Source organism: Streptomyces sp. NPDC097617 (assembly GCF_044761485.1).
Lineage (GTDB): Bacteria > Actinomycetota > Actinomycetes > Streptomycetales > Streptomycetaceae > Streptomyces.
On record NZ_JBIWCL010000011.1, the window covers coordinates 92,758 to 109,478 of the forward strand.

The window sequence follows — 16,721 nt, forward strand, 5'->3', positions numbered from 1 at the left end:
CCAGGCGCCCGTCGGGGCCGTCGACGGCGTAGGCCCGTGCGTCGCCGCCGTGCTGGAGGCGAACAGCGGGCTCGTCGCGGCAGATTCCGAGCCACTGTGCATCCAGGGGAGGACACGATGAGTATCCGAGCGGAGACGGGCAATTCCCAGCCCACGGCAGCAGGGCGGCAGGCAGTGCCTTCGGTCCGTGTTCGCGCGTGTCACTTTCCCTCCCCGTTTCGTGAATCCGTACAGGCGGTCTCCTGGCAGTGCCCGGGTGTGGGGATGGTGAAGGTGGCCGGCCATTCCTCCTTCGGGTCGTCGGGTGCGGTCGGCATCTGACGAAGGCCGCGCAGTGGGGAGCGGGCCAGGACGAGGAGCGGCACAACGAGCAGTACGGAGCCGACCGTCAGAGCGGGCCGTACTCCGATCCAGGTGCCGACCGCCCCGGCCAGCAGCGCTCCCAGCGGCCGGGCACTGGAGGTCAGGCAGGTGCTTACGGCCTGCATGCGGGCCTGCATCGACGGCTCCGTGACGATCTGCCGGATCGAACGTTGGGTGGTCCCGGCAGCCCCGGCGCAGGCCAGCTGGAGGACGAGCGCGCAGCCGATTACGACCTGCCAGGCGAGTCCGGGGGACGCGAGGAGGAGGGGGATCTGCGTGCAGGGGGTCAGGGCGAGCGCGCCGAGCATCATCGGCCCCGGACCGTGTCGACGAGCCAGAGCGGGCGCGGCCCAGGCGCCGCCGGCCGCGCCCAGGGCCCCGACTCCGAGGAGCACCCCGAACGCGGTCGGGCTCATCTGCAAGTTCCGCAGCAGGTACAGGGCCCAGAGAGTGTTGAGGATCGAGAGGCCGAACGAGGTCGTGGCATTGACCCAGGTCAGGACACTTAGCCGGGGATCGGCGCGGACATAGCGCAGGCCCTCGGCGATCTCTGTACGCATCCTCTTTCCCCGGACCCGCGTGGGGACGCTCTCGCGGACCTGGATCCGGGCGGTGCACCAGACGGAGACGAGGTAGGAGAAGACGTCGCCGGTCAGGGTGCGGGCCGGGCCCAGCAGGGCGGTCAGGGCAGCGCCGAGGTTGCTGCCGCCGGTCGCGGCGACTGCGAACAGCACGCCCACCTTCGAGTTACCGTGCTGGATCGAGGCGCGGTCGATGAGGCTGGGCAGGAGGCTGATCGCGGCCGCGTCGTGGAGCACGCCGGCGGTGCCCATGACCGCGGCCACCGTCATCAGCTGTGCCAGGGACAGCATCCCCGTGGCCGCGGCCGCCGGGATCGTCAGCATGGCTCCGGCGCTGACCAGGTCACTGATGATCATGAGGCGGCGTTTGGGGTGCCGGTCGGCGAGCACGCCGGCGTGCAGGGCCAGGAGCGCGGGCGGCAGCTGCCCGAGGACCGCGAGCACGGCGACCTGCCCTGTTGTGGCGTCCAGTTCGATCACGGCCAGGACCGGCAGGGCCATGGAGGTGATGGAACTTCCGGCGACGCTCGCGGTCTGCCCGGTCAGATACCGGCGGAAGTCGCGCTGACGCCACAACGAGGTACCGGCCGGGGCCGGAGTGCGGGTCATACGGACTCCTCCGCCTCGGTGTCCGCGGGGGCTGTTCGCGGGCTGGGCACGGTGTCGGCGAATGCGGCAGCCTGGATCAGGTAGGCGGTGCGGAACTCACCGGTGTTGTTTCCGGTCGTCTCGTCCATGAGCTCGTCGAAGGTCCCCGACTCGACAAGGCGGCCGTCATTCATGACATGGATCAGGTCTGCGTGCCGGACGGAGTGGAGGCGGTGGGTGATGAAGACGACGGTCTGACCGGTCGCGGCGAGTGCCTGGATCTGGTCGAAGACCCTCTGCTCGGCCGCCGCGTCCAGGGCGCTGGTCGGCTCGTCCACGACGAGGATCTCGGCTTGCCTGTACCAGGCGCGTGAGATTCCGATGGTCTGCCATTCGCCGCCGGAGGCTTCTTGGCCGCCCTTGAAGCCGCGCCCGAGGAGCGTGCCGAGCCCGCGGGGCAGGCCGGCGATGAAGTGGTCGGCGCCGGAGAACGCGGCGGCCTCCTCGACTTGGTGGTCGTCGATGGGTGAGGTGGGGCGGCCTACGCCGATGTTGACCCGGGCGGTGAAGGGCCAGCGGAAAAACGACTGGGTCATCAGGGCGATCCGGGCGAAGATCTGGTTGCGGTCGGCCTTGGACGCATCGACCCCGTCCCACCAGATCGTGCCGCCCTCGTCGGGGAGGTGGAGTCCGGCGAGCAGCTTGACCAGCGTGGTCTTGCCGGACCCGTTCGCCCCGCAGAGCGCAATGATCTTCCCGGTCGGGAAGGACAGGGACACCTCGCGCAGGCTCGGCTCCGGGCTCTGGCCGTCGCTGCCCGGGTAGGTGAAGGTGACGTTCTCGAAGCGGACCTCGCGCACCTTCTCCGGCAGGTCCTCGCCGCTCTCCGGGATCGCCCGCGCCTTCGCCTCGTCACAGAGCCTGTTGAAGTCCGTGACGAACAACGACTCCTGATGGAGATCGGACGTGCGCAGGACCAGACTGCTCAGGCTGGAGGTTCCGGTACGAATGGCCAGGACCGCCGTACCGGCGACCGCGAGGTCCATGCGCCCGCTCCACAGGAGCAGGCCGAGCGCACCGTACGTCAGCAGGGTCGCGAGGCCGGTCGCGGCGTCCGCGATCAGTCCGATCCGGGCGGCGCTGCGCGCGAGGCGGGTCTGCTCGCGCTCGCTGGACTCGGCCATCTCCCGGAAGTGGGTCAGCAGGAACGGGCCGACTTCGTGGACGCGGACCTCGGCGGCCGCTTCGCGCTGGGTGAGGAGTTGGCCGAGCAGGTGGCTGGCTCGAGCGTGCTGGACGAAGACGTGGAAGGAGACGTAGCGCTGCTTGGAGACGGTCAGGGATCCCCACGCGCTCGGCAGCGTCATCAGCACGAGGAGAGGCATCAACGCGGGGTGCAGGACGGTGAGGACGCCGGCCGCTGCGATCAGGGAGATACCCGAGTTCAGGGTGCTGGTGCAGTAGCCGATCATGCGGCGAGCGGAGTCGGCGCCGTAGCGGGCGGCGTCCAGCAGCCGGTGGAACTCGTCGTCCTCGATCGCCGCGAGCTCCACCCGGTGCACCAGGCCCAGGTACCGCTCGGTCGCGACCCGCTGCACCTTCGGCTCCAGTTCCCCGGTTGCCGCGGTGGACGCCGACTGCAGCAGCGAGCCCAGCAGCGCCGTGACCGCGACGACGACGAGCGCGGGCACGGCCCGCGTGAGGCGCTCGTTCGTGGTGCCGCCCGCCAGGATGTGGACCAGCACGCTGTTGACGGCGACGAGCCCGATGGCCTGGGTGATGCCCCGGGCGACCTCGGAGCCGAGGACCACGCGCAGGGAGCGGGCGTCAGCGGTGTGCGCGAGCCGCAGCCCGGTCCCGATCATGGCGGGTAACCCCTTGGCCATCTTCCACAGGCCAAGCTTCAGCCAGTTCCCCTCGTGACGGTCCCACCCGACGTCATAGGCCAGCTCCCCGCCGAACAGCAGCTGCTCCGACTCCGAAACCACCGCCGCCTCCCGGGCCGGCCCGTTCCTCTTCTTGCTCACGTCGTCCCCCATGTATCGGTCTGTGTGCTGGCGGTCTTCTCGCGGGCCCCCGGATGCCCCGGTTCTTGTTCCGGGGCAGGTTCCCCTCTCGGCGGCCGCACGCGACGGTCTTCTTCCGTCCCGCCTTCGGGGTGGGCGAACGAGGTGTAGAGGGTGCCCGCGACGTACTGGTTGAGGACGGCGTGAGTCAGGGGCCGGCAGTCCGGCGGCGGGCCGCCCGGATCCGCCCACACCACCTCGCTGTGCCGGCGTCCATCGGCGTTGTACGGGTCACCGGCCCAGTCCTGGGTGGAGAAGACGATGCACACCCGGCCCGCACCGGCTTTGTCGCGGTGGTGCACGACGCCGCTGAGCTCGACGTCGTGCGCCCCGACCTGAATGCCCAGCATGTGCGCGGCCTGCCGGCAGGCGGCCTCCTCCAGCCACTCCGAAGGGCCCAAGCGTCCGCCCGCCAAGGCCAGCTCGCCCCGGGCGTGCTGCCCGTGGTCCCTTGCACGGCGGACGAGCGCCACCCGCCCATCCGCGCGCAGGGCGAGCAGCGCCACGGTGGTGAGCGGTCGGTAGCCGGGCCCGGCGGATTCGAACGGGCTGGTTGAGCGGGGGCTGGGAGCGGCGGTCATGAGTCCTCCCTGGTTGACGTGGAACCGATCGTTGGTCGAACAACCCCCCACCCCGGGGTGCCGTCACGGACGAGACAGGGTGGAGATTTCGAACTCAGATCCGGATGAGGTGGGTGGGGCAGCAGGTTCGGGGGTGCGCGGGTTTGAACTCATTCGTTCGAGTGGCCGGTCGGCGTGTGGCACTCGATCAGGGTCTTGCGCGCTCCGAACGAGTACCGGTTCGGGATCGGCCCGAGCGATGTGGTGGTGGGATAACTGAGGCCAAGACGCCGATGTCTGTGGGCGGGAGCCGGCCGATGCTGATGTCAAGGCGGCGTAGGCGCTCGTCCGTCGAGTGCTCGGGGACGACGCTGTGCCCGGAGAGCGGCGTGGCGAACTGCGGGACCGGGGCTCTGTGCCCACCGGGTCAACCTCGGTGGGCACAGAGCCCCGGTCCCGCGGCCTCGAATGACCTTCGCGGTAGGTCAGTAGGCGAGGACGAGCCGGTTGGTGTGCTTGGTGATCACGTGCCCGGCGGGGAGGCTGCTGGTGGACTCAGACGCCGGGTGGATCGACAGCTGGGGGACGGCGCCACGGTCCGCGCCCCAGGCGTCGATGTGGGTAATGAGGGCGTGGGCGAGGGCGGTTCCGTCGGGGCCGTAGCCGGCGGCGCCGAGACGGAAAGGCCGGTCGGTGTGGACGTTGTCGCGGGTGTGGATCAAGTAGGCCAGGGAGTCGCCGTCCACGAGTGCCGGGCTGCGCACGGGCGTGGCGGGCCGCCGAAGGAGCCCGGTGTCGAGTGCGGCCTTGCTCACCTCGATGCGGCAGACGCGATCGTCGCTGGCGGTGGCGCGAAGCCACACGCCGTCGTACGACTCGGTCCCCGCGACCCAGGTCTTCGACCACTGCTCGGGCTGTGCGGCGGCGAGGGCGTGCTCCAGTGAGCTCAGTGAGAGGTTCTGGTCCTCGTCGTGGTGCAGGCGCACGGAGCCGCCCGCGAGGTCGAGGACGTGTTCGCCGCTCTGGCCTACGAGGGGGACGAACCCGCACAGCTCCATGGCGCTGGAGGTCAGGGTGTTGCCGGTGCGCGTGAGGGCGACGGCGCGGGTCTGGCCGCGCCAGCGCAGCGGCATGACGAGGCGGCCGCCGTCGCGGAGCTGCTGCCACCAGCTGTCGGGGACGTCCCAGGCGCCGACGGTGGCCTCGATGCGGTCGTAGGGGGCGTTCTCGGGGGCGCCGAGGAGGCCGTCGCGTTCCATGACGTGCACGTGCGGGTATCCGGCGCGGTCGAGGGCGGTGCGGGCGTGGAGGGCGACGTCGGGATCGATGTCGACGGTGGTGACCTTGCCCGTGGGGCCGGTCAGTTCGTCCAAGAGCGCCGCGTTGTATCCGGTGCCGGCGCCGATCTCCAGGATCCGGTCGCCTTCGCGGACGTCGAGTTGGGCGAGCATCATCGCGACGATGGAAGGGCCGGAGGCGCAGGACGTGGCCAGAACCCCGCCGTCGGAGTTCTCCTTGATGATCACGGCCTTCTCGGCGTAGGCGTCTTCGAGGGAGGCGCCGGGCAGGTGGAGGTCGCGGCGGACGGTGCGCATGGCCTTCTCCACCCGTGCGGGCAGCGTGGGCTGGGCGCGGACGATGTTGTCGACGAGGGTGTTGCGGAGGGCTTCGATGCGGTCGGTGGTGTCCACGGTGGTCACTTTCGTCAGGTGAGCAGGAGGCAGGTCGCCCACGTCGGGTCAACCGGGTCGGCGGTCTCGAGGGTGCGCTGGACGAGGAGGACGCCATCGCTGCCGGTGAGCAGCCCGGGTGGAACCGCGGGCTGGGAGCGGGCGCCCGCGGTGAGGCGGTTCGTGAGTTCGGCCAGGCGGTGTTGGGGGTTCTCGGGTGCGTCGGTGGCGGTCAGGTGTGCGGTCAGGAGCAGGCCCGCCCAGCCGTGGCAGACGCTGTCCTCGCTCAGCAGGCTGAGTTGCCGCTCGTCGTCCAGGCAGTCCCAGAGCGCGGTTTCGGCGAGTCTCTGCTGCTGGGGGTCGTGGCAGGCCAGGGCGGCGAGTTGGAGCGCGCGGGCGATGCCCGGGGTGCCGTAGCACCAGGAGGGCCGCCCGGGGAGCCGTTGATGCGGCCGGTGCTGTTCCCACTCGTCGAGGGTGAGGGTCTCCGGCCAGCCCGGTGCGTGCCCTGGGGGTTCCAGCCGTCGGTGGGTGAGGACTTGGCAGGCGGAGGCGAGGGCTTGGAGCTGGCCGGGGACGGTATGGCCGGCGCGGGCGGTGAGGGCCAGGAGGGCGATGGGACCGGCCAGGCCGTGCGCGAGCCCGAGGTTGGCGTGTCCGTGGGACGCGGGCCGGGTGCTGGGCGCATCTGCCGACCACCAGCCCGGTACGGGCCTGCCGGCCACGGTCACCGGCTCCTCCAGAAGGCGCACCAGGTAGCCGAGGACCTCGTGGAGCAGTGGGGAGTGGTGCCCGCGGTGCAGGAGGTAGGCACCGAGGCCGGCTAACCCGCTGATCAGGTCGAACTCCCGGGTGCGGGGGACTTCACCACGGTCGATGCGCCGGTGCGCGGTGAGGAGGCGCTGGCGGGTGAGCGTGGCCACGGCCGTGTCGAGCTGGACCAGGGGGGCTTCGTAGGCGGGATGGCCGGCGGCGCTCAGGGCGTAGGCGATGGCCGGGACCCCGCGGAAGAGGGAGGCATCGGCCGTGGTCACCGGCTGCCGGGTCAGGGCCTGCACGGCCGTGTGCGCCGTCCGCCAAGCGCCTCGCGTCCGCGCGGTGACACCGTGAAGCATGGCCGTGGCGGCGGCGCCGCTGCCCAGGTCGTGCGGGTGGCTGTGAAGGAGTGCGGTCACGGGGCGTTCCGGTGGTGCTGGAGGGTGCGGGCGAGCTGGCGGGCGGCGTGCCGGCAGGCGGCTTCGCCGTCGCGGTCCAGACCCAGCAGGCGGTTGTGGTGCATGTGCAGCAGCGACTCCAGGACGCGCGGGAGCTGATCTGTGGCCAGCCGTTCGCGATATACGGACAGGGCCCTGCGGCGCGTGGTGAGAGCCTCGGCCAGCGGGGAGCCTTCCGGCCACAGCCCGGCGCCGTGCTGGCGGACGTGATCGGCGGCCTGCCGGGTGACGGTAGGGATGCCCCGGCGGTGGGCGGGCGTGGTCGCCAGCCACTCGGTCCCGGGGCCGGTGCCGAGCAGCCCGCGGGCGATGTCGAGCATGCCGAACGCGCACAACACCCGAAGGTCCACCCCGGGCGGCTGCTCCAGGATCCGGCGGGCCATGTCGCTGTCCGCGGTGAAGACGGCTTCGGCGGCGGCCATGGTCTCGCCGGTGCCGTACCGGCCCCACTCGGGCCGATAGGCGTCGAAGACGAGGTGAGAGGCCTGTCCATCGCGGGCCAGAGCGGCCGCCCACCTCGACACCGCGTCCGTGATGCGGTGCCTGGTGGTGCCGGTGGCGTGGATCCGCAGCCGCAGGTGGTCCTCCTGGGTGGGGGATCGGTAGCGCACGAACCAGCTGTCCGGGTCGCCGAGTTCCGCGAGCAGGCCGGGAAGACGCTGGGTGAGGATCTGGTCCATCACGGTGGGGTGGGTCACCAAGCGGGCCTGTGCCCACTCCTGGCCGGCGCCCGTGCCGTGCTCGGAGACGGCCGTGTTGGTGACGATGGGTGCGTGGGTGAGGTCGGGGTGCTCTAGTGGGGGCCGGTTCGAGACCAGGGGCACGATGAACTCGTGGGCGTAGCCGATCCACGCCTCTTCGCCGGGGTGCCGGGCTCGGAGCAGGTCCACACGGGCGTGGCGCCGCAGGTGGGTGTGGAGGATCTGCTGGTGCAGGGGCACCTCCAGGTCCAGGCGGAGCGTCCGGTCGCCCTCGCGCAGCTCGACCGCCGTCGGGGTCCCCCACGTCTTGGCCCAGGCCTCAAGGGCATGGCGCCAGGCGTGGTCGAAGGGGCCGTCCGGTAGGGCGGAGGCGGGAAGTGTCCACCGGGCCGGGGAGATCACGGTACGGCGGTAGCGGACCTCGGGCAGGTAGGGCAGGGTGCTGGCGACGGGCCCCCAGTCGAAGCGGGTCCAGGCGGTCGCGGACGACCGGGTGGCCAGTGCCAGAAGGCGGGCCAGGGGCGGGGCCTGCTTCTCCAATGCCAAGGCGTGCAGTACGACCGGTTCCACCACCTGGCGGCGGGAGAGGCTGACCAGGAACAGGTGTGTCCCCGTAGAGGTGAGCGCCAGATCGTCCAGGTCAAGAACGTTCTCGGCGGGCCCCCGGTGTTCGTCCACGGAGATCAGGTGCGGCAGGTGCGCCGGCACCCGGGCCACGTTCTGGGCGTGGGGGTGGACCGGCGTGAACGACAGCTGTACGGGCAGGGCTCCGGCGACCAGAGTCGGCAAGGACGCGTAGAGACCGGGCAGCCCGCTGTCAGGCAGGCTGGCGGCGAACCTGCCGGTCAGGCACCCGACACTCCATACGGGGTGGACCGTGAGGCTGAAGTCGCCGCGGTCGACGGCCTCGGTGCTGGTCGCGAATACCCGCACGCCGAGCTCCGCGTGCGGCGTCGGTGCCAGGTCATCGCCATCGATGGCCAGCATCGCGACATCGTCATCGGTGAGCGTCAAGGCCGTGCCGCCCTCGGCCAGGGCCTTCATCGCCATCGCGGCCAGCGCCTCGTCCCGGGGCAGGATCCGCACCTGGGGCTCCGGCCACAGCGACCCGGGAAAGCTCGACGGGAGGCCCACGCCGGCCGCCAGGTTGGCGGCGTCCTTGACCGGCACGAGGGTGCCCGCCCCGTACCGCTCCCAGAACATCCCGTGATAGGCCGCCCACTCGGGCCGCTGATGACGGTTACGGGTCAGACGGACCAGAACGTCGGCTGCCCGGACTGCCTCGTCCAGCACGGATTCGGGAACGCTGACCGCAGCATCGAGGAGCACTCCCGTACTGAGCTGCGAGCGGCTCGCCCCGCCCAGGGACACCATCCGCACCGTGAGGGCGTCGCGAAGGCCGGAAGCGGCCGCCGGGTCCCGCTCCGCGGCGTGCTGGGCCAGAAGATCGTGAATTGCCCGCAGGTCATCCAGCAGCCTGCGGGTGTCGGCGGCGAGGCGGGCAGCGTGCGGCGTGAGGACGTCGAGGAGGTGGCCCAGTGGGTCGGTCTCGGTCATCGGGGCGGACAGATTACTGAGCAGGAAGCCCTTGGCCACGGCTTCGCCCACGAGGCGGGAGATCCGCTCCGGGGTACCGCCCAGCGCGGCCAGACGGTCGGCGATCTGCGTGAAGGAGACGGGCGCATGAGCCAGGGCGAACACGGCGTCCAGCGGCCCGGTCAAGCGCAGCCGCACTTCCTGCCCCCCGGCGAGCGTGCGCCGCAGCTCCCGGCCATGGCGGACCGTAAGGTTGCTCACCTGAAAGGTGAGGCACTCCAGCACCTCGGACCGGCCACACAGGTCCTGCCGGATCGTGTCCAACCACAGCGTGTCAGCGGCCGCCACCACCTGGTGCCCGTCCCCGAACCGGGCGGCGGCAGGACCTGAGCGTGCCGAGGTCACCCCGGCGAACAGCCCGAACGGAGTGGGCCGGCCGGTCGCCCGCAACGCGTACCGGGCAGCCGAAGCCGTCACCCTGCGCACCTGCCGATCCGTGTACTCCCGCCCACGCAGCAGCGCTTCGACGGCGTCGGCCAGCGGCGCGGAAGCGGCCCGTACGGCAGCTCGGAACACGGGCTCGGCCCAGACGGCGGCCAGCCAGTGCCGGCACTCCTCCATGTTGTCCACGGCAGGCCAGCCCGTCCCAGGAGTGGCAGGGGCGGCCTGGGCGGCGGCGCGCAGCAGCACGGCGTCAGTCCGGCTCCACACAGGGGTGCGCTTCACGTCTACGAACTCCGTTCCCGTCAGGTGTGGGTGGTGCGGGGCACGGCGGTTCAGCCTGCCGTGCCCCGCACTGAGGGGGAGTGCTTTTAGTCGCTGGCGCAGGACGAGTCACACGTCGATGCGCACGTGTCGTTGGTGTCGCAGTTCGCCACGGCCGGCCGCGGAGCGTCCGTGATCGTCGTGGTGAAGTCCCATTCGCCCAGCTCGGTCAGCTCGTCCGTCCCCTGCATGGGAGCCGTACTGCTCGCACTCATCTCGGGTCCTTCCTCTCGAATTGGGTCCCCTCCGGCGACAGCGGAAGGAGACGGGAGCCCCCGGGGCTCCTGCAGCAGCCCGCTCCGCCCGAGCGGGCTGCTGCAGAAACACCGGAGGGATGTGTCGTCGGTCGGGACGCCGGCGGAGCGCAGGTTCCGGGTCGGCGGTCGAGGACGTCGGATGCCGAGACAGCCGCAGGCCTTCATCACCGTCCTCGCAAGGGTGTCGAGGGTGCGTTGCGCCGGCGCAATCCGAGAGGGCCCCCTTGGGGCGAAGCAGTTTTCGCGAACACCTGTTCGCAGCAGAGGTGTTGGGAGAATTCGGCCACGGGTTGGCGGATCGCTACCCTGGCGTCGGCGCCTGCCTGATGCCCATGTGGGGCAGGTGATCGTCCGACGTTCCTGCCCAGTGAAGGTGTGCACCTGTGACCGGTACCGCGACCGTCTCCGACTTCTACTGCCATCAGGCGCTGGCCGGCGAGGTTCCCATCGAGAGGGTGAAGGAGACCGACCGGGTCTTGGCCTTCCACCACACCAACCCGTCGTACCCGGTGCACATCGTGGTGATCCCCAAGCCGCACGTCCCGTCGCTCACCGACCTCGGGAACTCCGATGAGGGCCTGCTGCACGAGGTCGTCGCGGTGGTGCGGGAGGTGGCGGCCGGGGTGGAGAAGGAGTACGGGGCGTGCTCGGTGACCACGAACCTCGGCCTGTACCAGGAGTCCAAGCATCAGCACTGGCACGTCACCTACCGGGGTGAGAGTGAGGCGGAGATCCGCGGCATGTACGGCAACCACGACTGACCCCTCTCGCTACCGGAACCGGGCCGCCTGCTCGACGAGATCGGCGATGCGCTCGGCCGCGGCTTCCGGCCGCGGCCGGGCGCTGTGCCCGCCGCGGGGGGCGCCGGACAGAGCAGCGCAGGCCTGGACGAGCGCGCCGGTGTCGGACAGCTGGTCGTCGGCGATGACGCGGCAGCGCTCGGGGTGCTGGGCGGCGTAGGCGCGTGCGTTGTCGAGCTGGTCGCCGCGGCTGACGGTGGCCGGCAGCGGTACCAGGACGGCGGGAAGCTCCAGGGCGGCGAGTTCGGCCAGGGTGGTGGCGCCAGCCCGGCCGATGACGAGGTCCGCCAAGGCCAGGGCGTGGGGCATGTCGTCGTGCAGGTACTCCAGCTGCCAGTACCCGGACCGCTCGGCGAACCGCTCGTCGAGATTGCCCTTGCCGACGACGTGCAGCACGCTGTACTGCTCGCACAGAGCGTCGAGTTCGGTGCGGACGACGGTGTTGATGCGCTGCGAGCCGCTGCTACCGCAGAAGATCAGCAGCACCGGCTTGTCGGCGGGAACCCCGAGACGCTGGCGTAGTACGTCGGGCTTGGCGTCGGCGAGGTCCGCGCGCAGCGGCAGCCCGGTCACCTGGGTCTTGTTGCGCATCCAGCGGGGCGTCGGACCGGCAGCGGGGAGGCTCAGGCAGATAGTGGTGGCCAGGCGTCCCAGGATCTTGTTCGCCAGGCCCAGGGAGTGGTCGCTCTCGTGGATGACGATGGGGACGCGGGCGAGGGCGGCCCCGATGCCGACGGGCACGGAGACGTAGGAGCCCTTGGAGAACAGGGCGTCGGGCTTCTCGCGCCGCAGTGCCGCGTAGGCGGCGAGGATGCCCCGGGCGACGGTGAAGGGCATCAGCAGGTTGCTGGCGGAGCGGTGGCGGCGCAGCCCGGCCGAGGGGACGTGCCGGAAGGGGATGTGGGCGCGCTGGGCGTAGTCGTGCTCGATGGTGTTCTCGCGCCCCAGGAACACCAGCTCGGCGCCGCGGTCGCGGAGCTGGCGGGCGACGGCGAGGGCTGGAACGACATGGCCGGCGCTGGCGCCGCCCGTGATGGCGATTTTCATCGGTCCCTTTTCTGGAATGAGCGCCCCGCCTTTCATCACGGGAGCGTTCTGCCTGTCGCCTTGCAGGTGCGATTTTGTCGGGTCGGCGGGATTCGAACCAGCTCCTCGGCAACGCTTTTGCCGTGCTCCACCAATTGAGCTACGACCCGTTTCGATGTGCGATGAGAGGGACGCTAGACCCGCTGCTGCCTGAGGTCAACGGGTTCGCACGGTGGAGCGAAGGGATTCGGTCGCCGCGCGAACTCGTTGAATCGAAGGCCCGGTTCTGATTTCGGGTATGGCAATGAAAGGCGTCACCGGAATTTATGCCGCCCTTTATTTCCCGGCGAATATATCGCCGTGAATCTATGCGTGCGTGAATGGATTCTTGTCGGCGATGTGGCTGAGATCGGTACGGGTGGTGCGTCCGGTGGTGCGTGTGATGACTTCGATCTCGGTGTCGGGGTGGTCGGGGGAGAGGACGGCCGCGTGGGGCAAGCCGAGGAGGCGGGCGTAGCGGAGCTTGTCGCCGGCGGGCAGGGGACGGTCGTCGACGAGGACGCTCACCCGGCGGGCGGTGAGGTCGCGGGCGAGGCGGTCCGCGCGCTCGCGCATGCCGGGCAGGTCGGCGCGCAGGACCACGACGTGGACGTCGGCGGGGCCGGTGCCCGGGGTCCAGCGCAGTCCGTGGCGGTCGCGGTTGAGTTCGGCGGCGGTCTGCAGGCAGCGGGTGATGCCGATGCCCGAGCAGGCCATCCAGGGTGTGGCGGGGTGGCCGTCGGGGTCGCGGTAGCGGAGGTTCATCGGGGTGGCGTACTGCGTGCCCAGCTCGAAGACGTGGGCGACCTCGACGGCGCGCAGGATGCTGTAGCGGCCCTGGCGGCAGGCGCCGCAGCTGCTGTGTTCGGTGGCGTGGTGCAGATCGACGCCGCGGGGATCGAGCGCGGGCAGGCCGCGGGTGCCGCTCCAGCGGACGCCGGTGCGTAGCCCGGTGTCCCCGTCGGAGACGGCGAACGTCTCCAGCTGGGAGGCGGACAGGTCGTACAGGGCCAGGACGTCGGGGGCGGTGGCGGCGTCCCAGGGGGTGAGGGTGCCGGCTTCTTTGCCGAGCTGGTCGGGAAGGTGGTCGGGGTCGAGGAGGCCGACGCGGGCGGCGCCGGTGGCGGCGGCGATCTTGCGGGGGCTGACGTGGAGGTCGGAGCGGATGGCGACGGTCGCGGTCTGGTTCGTGCCGTTGGGCAGGGTGAGGGTGAAGGCGATGACGTTGACGACCGGGTCCGGGCCGGGCGGTGGGGGCTGGGCGGCGACGACGGCTCCGTCGCCGCGGTTGCCGCAGTGGGTGCAGGCGACGATGGTGCCCTGCCCGCTGTCGGCGAGGACGAGGTGTTCGGTGCTGGGGCCGGCGGCGATGCTGCCGCCGTCGGCGGGCGCGGTGAAGGTGCCGGTCAGTCCCATGCCGGTGAGGGCGGCGGTGCAGGCTTCGTTGAGGAAGTCGACGGAGGCGCGCATGGTGTCGGGGCCGGTGTCGAAGGTGTAGGCGTCGGCCATGGTGAACTCGCGGCCGCGCATCAGCCCGCCACGCGGGGAGAGCTCGTCGCGGAACTTGGTGGTGCTCAGCGAGAGGCGTACGGGCAGGTCCCGGTGGGAGCGCAGGTGCTCGCGGACGGTGGCGGCCGCGATCTCCTCGGAGGTGGGGGCCAGGCACATCTCCTCCCCGCTGGAGGAGGACACGGTCAGCAGCGCGCCTTCGCGCCGGTAGAGGTCCCAGCGTCCGGTCTGCTCCCACAGGGTGCGGCTCTGCAGGGTGGGCGGGGCGAAGGTCAGGGCGCCGCGCTCTTCGAAGGCGCGCCGGGCGATGCCGGTGAGCCGGTCGTGGACCCGCAGGCCGAGCGGCAGGAGGGTGTGCACGCCGGTCGCGTCGGTGCGGGCGATCAAGCCGAGGGTGTGCAGCAGGTCGAGGGTGGAGGCGCCGGCGTCGCCGGTGCGCGGCCGGACCGGCGGCCACAGGCGGCTGGTGTACAGGGGGACGTCGTTCATCAGGCGCCGCCCGTGGCGGTGCGGGAGAGCGCGGCGAGGTGGGCCGTGGTGTGGGCGATGTCGTGGCCGCGGGCGTTGGCGACGGCCGCCCGGTGCAGGATGTGCCGGGTGGCGGGGCTGGCGGCCAGGTTGTCGATGAGCGAGGCCAAGGCGGCGCAGTCGCCCGGCGGGAAGCTCAGGCCGCCGGCGCCGAGGGTGGCAGCCAGCCCGGGGACGTCGCTGAACAGCACGGGCAGACCGTGCGCCTGGGCTTCGACGGCGACCAGGCCGTACGCCTCCAGCGTGCGGGTGGTGAACAGCATCGCGTCGAAGTCGGCGAACCGCTTGAACAGGTCCTGGCGCGGCAGGAACGACTCGAACGTCACCCGGTCGCCGAGGTGGAGTTCGGCGGTGCGCCGGGTGAGGGTGCCGAGTTCCCCGCCGCTGCCGATGACGGTGAGCTGGTGTCCCTCGGTCCGGGCCAAGGCCTCGATGGCAGTGACGGTGTCCTTGTTGGCGTCGAGGCGGCCCGCGTGCACCAGGCGCAGCCGCCTTCCGGCGCGCGGGTGTGCGGTCGGCGCGGCGGGCAGCGGAACGCCCCAGGGCACGACCACCAGGCGCTCGGTGTGGCGGCCGCCGGTGAGCCGGTCCACTTCGTCGGCCATGGCCGCGTTCGGGACGATGACGTGCACGCTCGCCTCCACGATCTCGTTCAGGACGGCCCTCGCCTGCTCGTGCTCGGTGGCGGCGATGACGTCGGTTCCGTGTGCGACGGACACCATCGGCGTGGCTCCGGCCGCCCGGGAGAAGGCGAGCGCGAGCCCGAAGCCCAGGTGCTGGGCGTGGATCAGGTCGGGCTGGTGTGTGCGGAGAAGGCCGCGGACTTCGTCGGTCAGGGCGTCGGCGTACGCGTCGAAGCCGGGCCCGTACGGTGCCTTCCGCGCGGCCAGTTGGGCAGTGGCGGTGAAGCCGTGCCGCCAGGTGCCGCTGCCGGGCAGGTGCGCGAACACCGTGTCGTAGCCGTGTCCGGCCAGGCGGGTGTAGACGTCGCTGCACCAGATTGTCGAGCCGCACGAGGGTTCCAGGGGCAGGTCGATGCCGGTGAGGATCAGCGGTCGAGTCACGTGGTCGCCTCCTTCGGGGCGTGCTGCTGGAGGTAGGTGTGGAGAGCTGTGCGCAGGAGCGCCGCGGTGCCCGCCCAGCCCAGCGCGCAGACGGTGTCGATGACGGACAGGTTCGGCACGAAGCCCTGCCGGCCCCACGCCTGCTGGTAGACGGGGTGGCGGGCGGCGTACTCGTTCCACCGCACGCTGACGCCGTGCTCGGCCAGCACGGTGGTGTCGAGGTAGGTACGGGTCCCCGATCCCGCCCACAGGACGTCGGCGCCGGTGGCCTCGCAGATGCCCGCCAGGCGCAGTGTCTTGTCGGCGGCGTCGATGGGCAGCTCGGAGGTGAGCCGCAGGCGTGCGGGGGCGCCGAGGGCGGCACTGAGCTGGGTGAGCAGGTCGAGGTTCAGGTCGACCAGCCAGGTGTGGCCGGCGCCGAGGACGGGGCGAAGGACGTGCAGCGCCTCCTCGACGTGCGGGGTGCGGGCGTAGGCCAGGCGGATCGTGCGCAGCATGCTGTCGGGGTCGAAGGCGGGGGCGATGGGGGTGTCGCGGATCAGCTGCCCGGGGGCGCGGGTGACCGGGACGGTCAGCCAGCGCACCCCGTCGGCGGTCTTGATCCGGTTGCGGTTCTGGTAGCCGCCGTCGGTGTAGGGCACGTCGTCGTAGAGGGCGACGGTGTCGCAGGCGAAGAGGGCCTCGCAGAACCCGAGCCAGGGTGCGAAGGGCGGCTGTTCGACGTAGGTCAAGGTCACGGCCGGTCCTCCAAGGGGAAGAGGGTGAGTACGGAGGTCTCGAAGGCCTCGTACGCGCGCCCCGCTGCGGCCGCTGCGGGGCGAAGGCGCCATCCGGCCTGGGCGGCGCGGTGGTGGGTGTAGTCCTTGCCGAGGTACCAGCGGCCGGCCTGGGTGCGGTGCGCGGCCAGGGCGGTGACCTTGTCGTCGAGGTGCTCGGTGATGTCGACCAGGACGGTGGGGGTGAACGCGGAGCGGGGGGCGTGGGGCTCGCCGTGCAGCACGGTGTGGCAGGTGGCCACGCGGGTCGCGGCGTTTGCGGCGGCGCCGGCCAGCGCCCGGTGGTCCTGGTGGTCGGTGGCGGCGTTCAGGCTGTGGGTGATCAGTAGCGTGCAGCCCAGACGGGTCAGCTCGCCCTCCACTGCGGAGACCAGGTGCCGGTCGGCGACCAGGGCGCCGTCAGGCAGTCCGAGGAAGGCGAGCTGGATGCCGGTGGCGTGCCAGGCCGCGCGGACCTCCTCGGACCGCTCGACCGTTCCGAGGTGGCGGCCGTCGGCGGCGTCGGCCAGGGAGATGCCGTTCGCGCCGTGGGTGACCACGACCACCGTCACGGTGGCCCCGGCCGCGGCGGCCCGCCGCAGTGTTCCGTAGCAGAGCAGCTCGGCGTCGTCGGGGTGGGCGACGAGCGCCACCACCCTCTCACCCGGTCCGCCGGGCCCAGGACCGTCCGGCTCGCGG

General features: G+C 71.6%; 13 protein-coding genes and 1 tRNA gene. 1 reads left to right on the forward strand and 13 read right to left on the reverse strand.

Features of this window, described 5'->3' with window-relative positions; all coding sequences use genetic code 11:
• Positions 1-200: 200 nt before the first annotated feature.
• From ACIQZO_RS19590 to ACIQZO_RS19620, 7 genes are all read right to left on the reverse strand, one after another.
• A complete protein-coding gene (locus ACIQZO_RS19590; protein ID WP_403627625.1) occupies positions 201-1,553 on the reverse strand; it encodes an MFS transporter in 1,353 nt (450 codons plus the stop codon).
• Entirely contained in the window at positions 1,550-3,571 is a 2,022-nt protein-coding gene (locus ACIQZO_RS19595) for an ABC transporter ATP-binding protein (protein ID WP_403627627.1), read from the reverse strand. Before ACIQZO_RS19595 ends, ACIQZO_RS19590 begins: the two co-directional genes overlap by 4 nt.
• Positions 3,556-4,179 (reverse strand): NUDIX domain-containing protein, encoded by a 624-nt coding sequence (locus ACIQZO_RS19600; RefSeq protein WP_403627629.1) that lies wholly within the window; start codon positions 4,177-4,179, stop codon positions 3,556-3,558. Before ACIQZO_RS19600 ends, ACIQZO_RS19595 begins: the two co-directional genes overlap by 16 nt.
• Positions 4,180-4,643: 464 nt before the next feature.
• Positions 4,644-5,849, reverse strand: a complete 1,206-nt coding sequence (gene fxlM / locus ACIQZO_RS19605; protein ID WP_403627631.1) for a methyltransferase, FxLD system — start codon at positions 5,847-5,849, stop codon at positions 4,644-4,646.
• A gap of 14 nt (positions 5,850-5,863) precedes the next feature.
• Complete coding sequence (locus ACIQZO_RS19610) at positions 5,864-7,003, reverse strand: lanthionine synthetase C family protein (RefSeq protein WP_403627633.1); 1,140 nt, start codon at positions 7,001-7,003, stop codon at positions 5,864-5,866.
• Positions 7,000-10,005 carry a lantibiotic dehydratase gene (locus tag ACIQZO_RS19615; protein ID WP_403627635.1) on the reverse strand — a complete coding sequence of 1,002 codons (3,006 nt, stop codon included), beginning with the start codon at positions 10,003-10,005 and terminating at the stop codon, positions 7,000-7,002. The genes ACIQZO_RS19610 and ACIQZO_RS19615 overlap by 4 nt, the downstream gene beginning before the upstream one ends.
• Before the next feature lie 86 nt (positions 10,006-10,091).
• Positions 10,092-10,259, reverse strand: coding sequence for a hypothetical protein (locus ACIQZO_RS19620; RefSeq protein ID WP_403627636.1), 168 nt, complete (start codon positions 10,257-10,259; stop codon positions 10,092-10,094).
• A 425-nt stretch (positions 10,260-10,684) separates the two neighbouring features.
• Here ACIQZO_RS19620 and ACIQZO_RS19625 point away from each other — a divergent pair, with 425 nt between their 5' ends.
• A complete protein-coding gene (locus ACIQZO_RS19625; protein ID WP_403627638.1) occupies positions 10,685-11,062 on the forward strand; it encodes an HIT domain-containing protein in 378 nt (125 codons plus the stop codon).
• Between the two features lie 9 nt (positions 11,063-11,071).
• Here the strand turns inward: ACIQZO_RS19625 and ACIQZO_RS19630 are convergent, their stop codons facing one another.
• The 6 genes from ACIQZO_RS19630 to ACIQZO_RS19655 form a co-directional block, all read right to left on the reverse strand.
• A complete protein-coding gene (locus ACIQZO_RS19630; RefSeq protein ID WP_403627640.1) occupies positions 11,072-12,148 on the reverse strand; it encodes a UDP-N-acetylglucosamine--N-acetylmuramyl-(pentapeptide) pyrophosphoryl-undecaprenol N-acetylglucosamine transferase in 1,077 nt (358 codons plus the stop codon).
• Between the two features lie 77 nt (positions 12,149-12,225).
• Positions 12,226-12,297, reverse strand: a tRNA-Ala gene (locus ACIQZO_RS19635).
• Between the two features lie 196 nt (positions 12,298-12,493).
• Complete coding sequence (locus tag ACIQZO_RS19640; RefSeq protein WP_403627642.1) at positions 12,494-14,164, reverse strand: proline--tRNA ligase; 1,671 nt, start codon at positions 14,162-14,164, stop codon at positions 12,494-12,496.
• Positions 14,164-15,267 carry a glycosyltransferase family 4 protein gene (locus ACIQZO_RS19645; protein ID WP_403627643.1) on the reverse strand — a complete coding sequence of 368 codons (1,104 nt, stop codon included), beginning with the start codon at positions 15,265-15,267 and terminating at the stop codon, positions 14,164-14,166. Before ACIQZO_RS19645 ends, ACIQZO_RS19640 begins: the two co-directional genes overlap by 1 nt.
• Complete coding sequence (locus tag ACIQZO_RS19650; protein ID WP_403627645.1) at positions 15,264-16,004, reverse strand: WbqC family protein; 741 nt, start codon at positions 16,002-16,004, stop codon at positions 15,264-15,266. Before ACIQZO_RS19650 ends, ACIQZO_RS19645 begins: the two co-directional genes overlap by 4 nt.
• Positions 16,001-16,678, reverse strand: coding sequence for a PIG-L deacetylase family protein (locus tag ACIQZO_RS19655; protein ID WP_403627647.1), 678 nt, complete (start codon positions 16,676-16,678; stop codon positions 16,001-16,003). The genes ACIQZO_RS19650 and ACIQZO_RS19655 overlap by 4 nt, the downstream gene beginning before the upstream one ends.
• Positions 16,679-16,721: the final 43 nt, after the last annotated feature.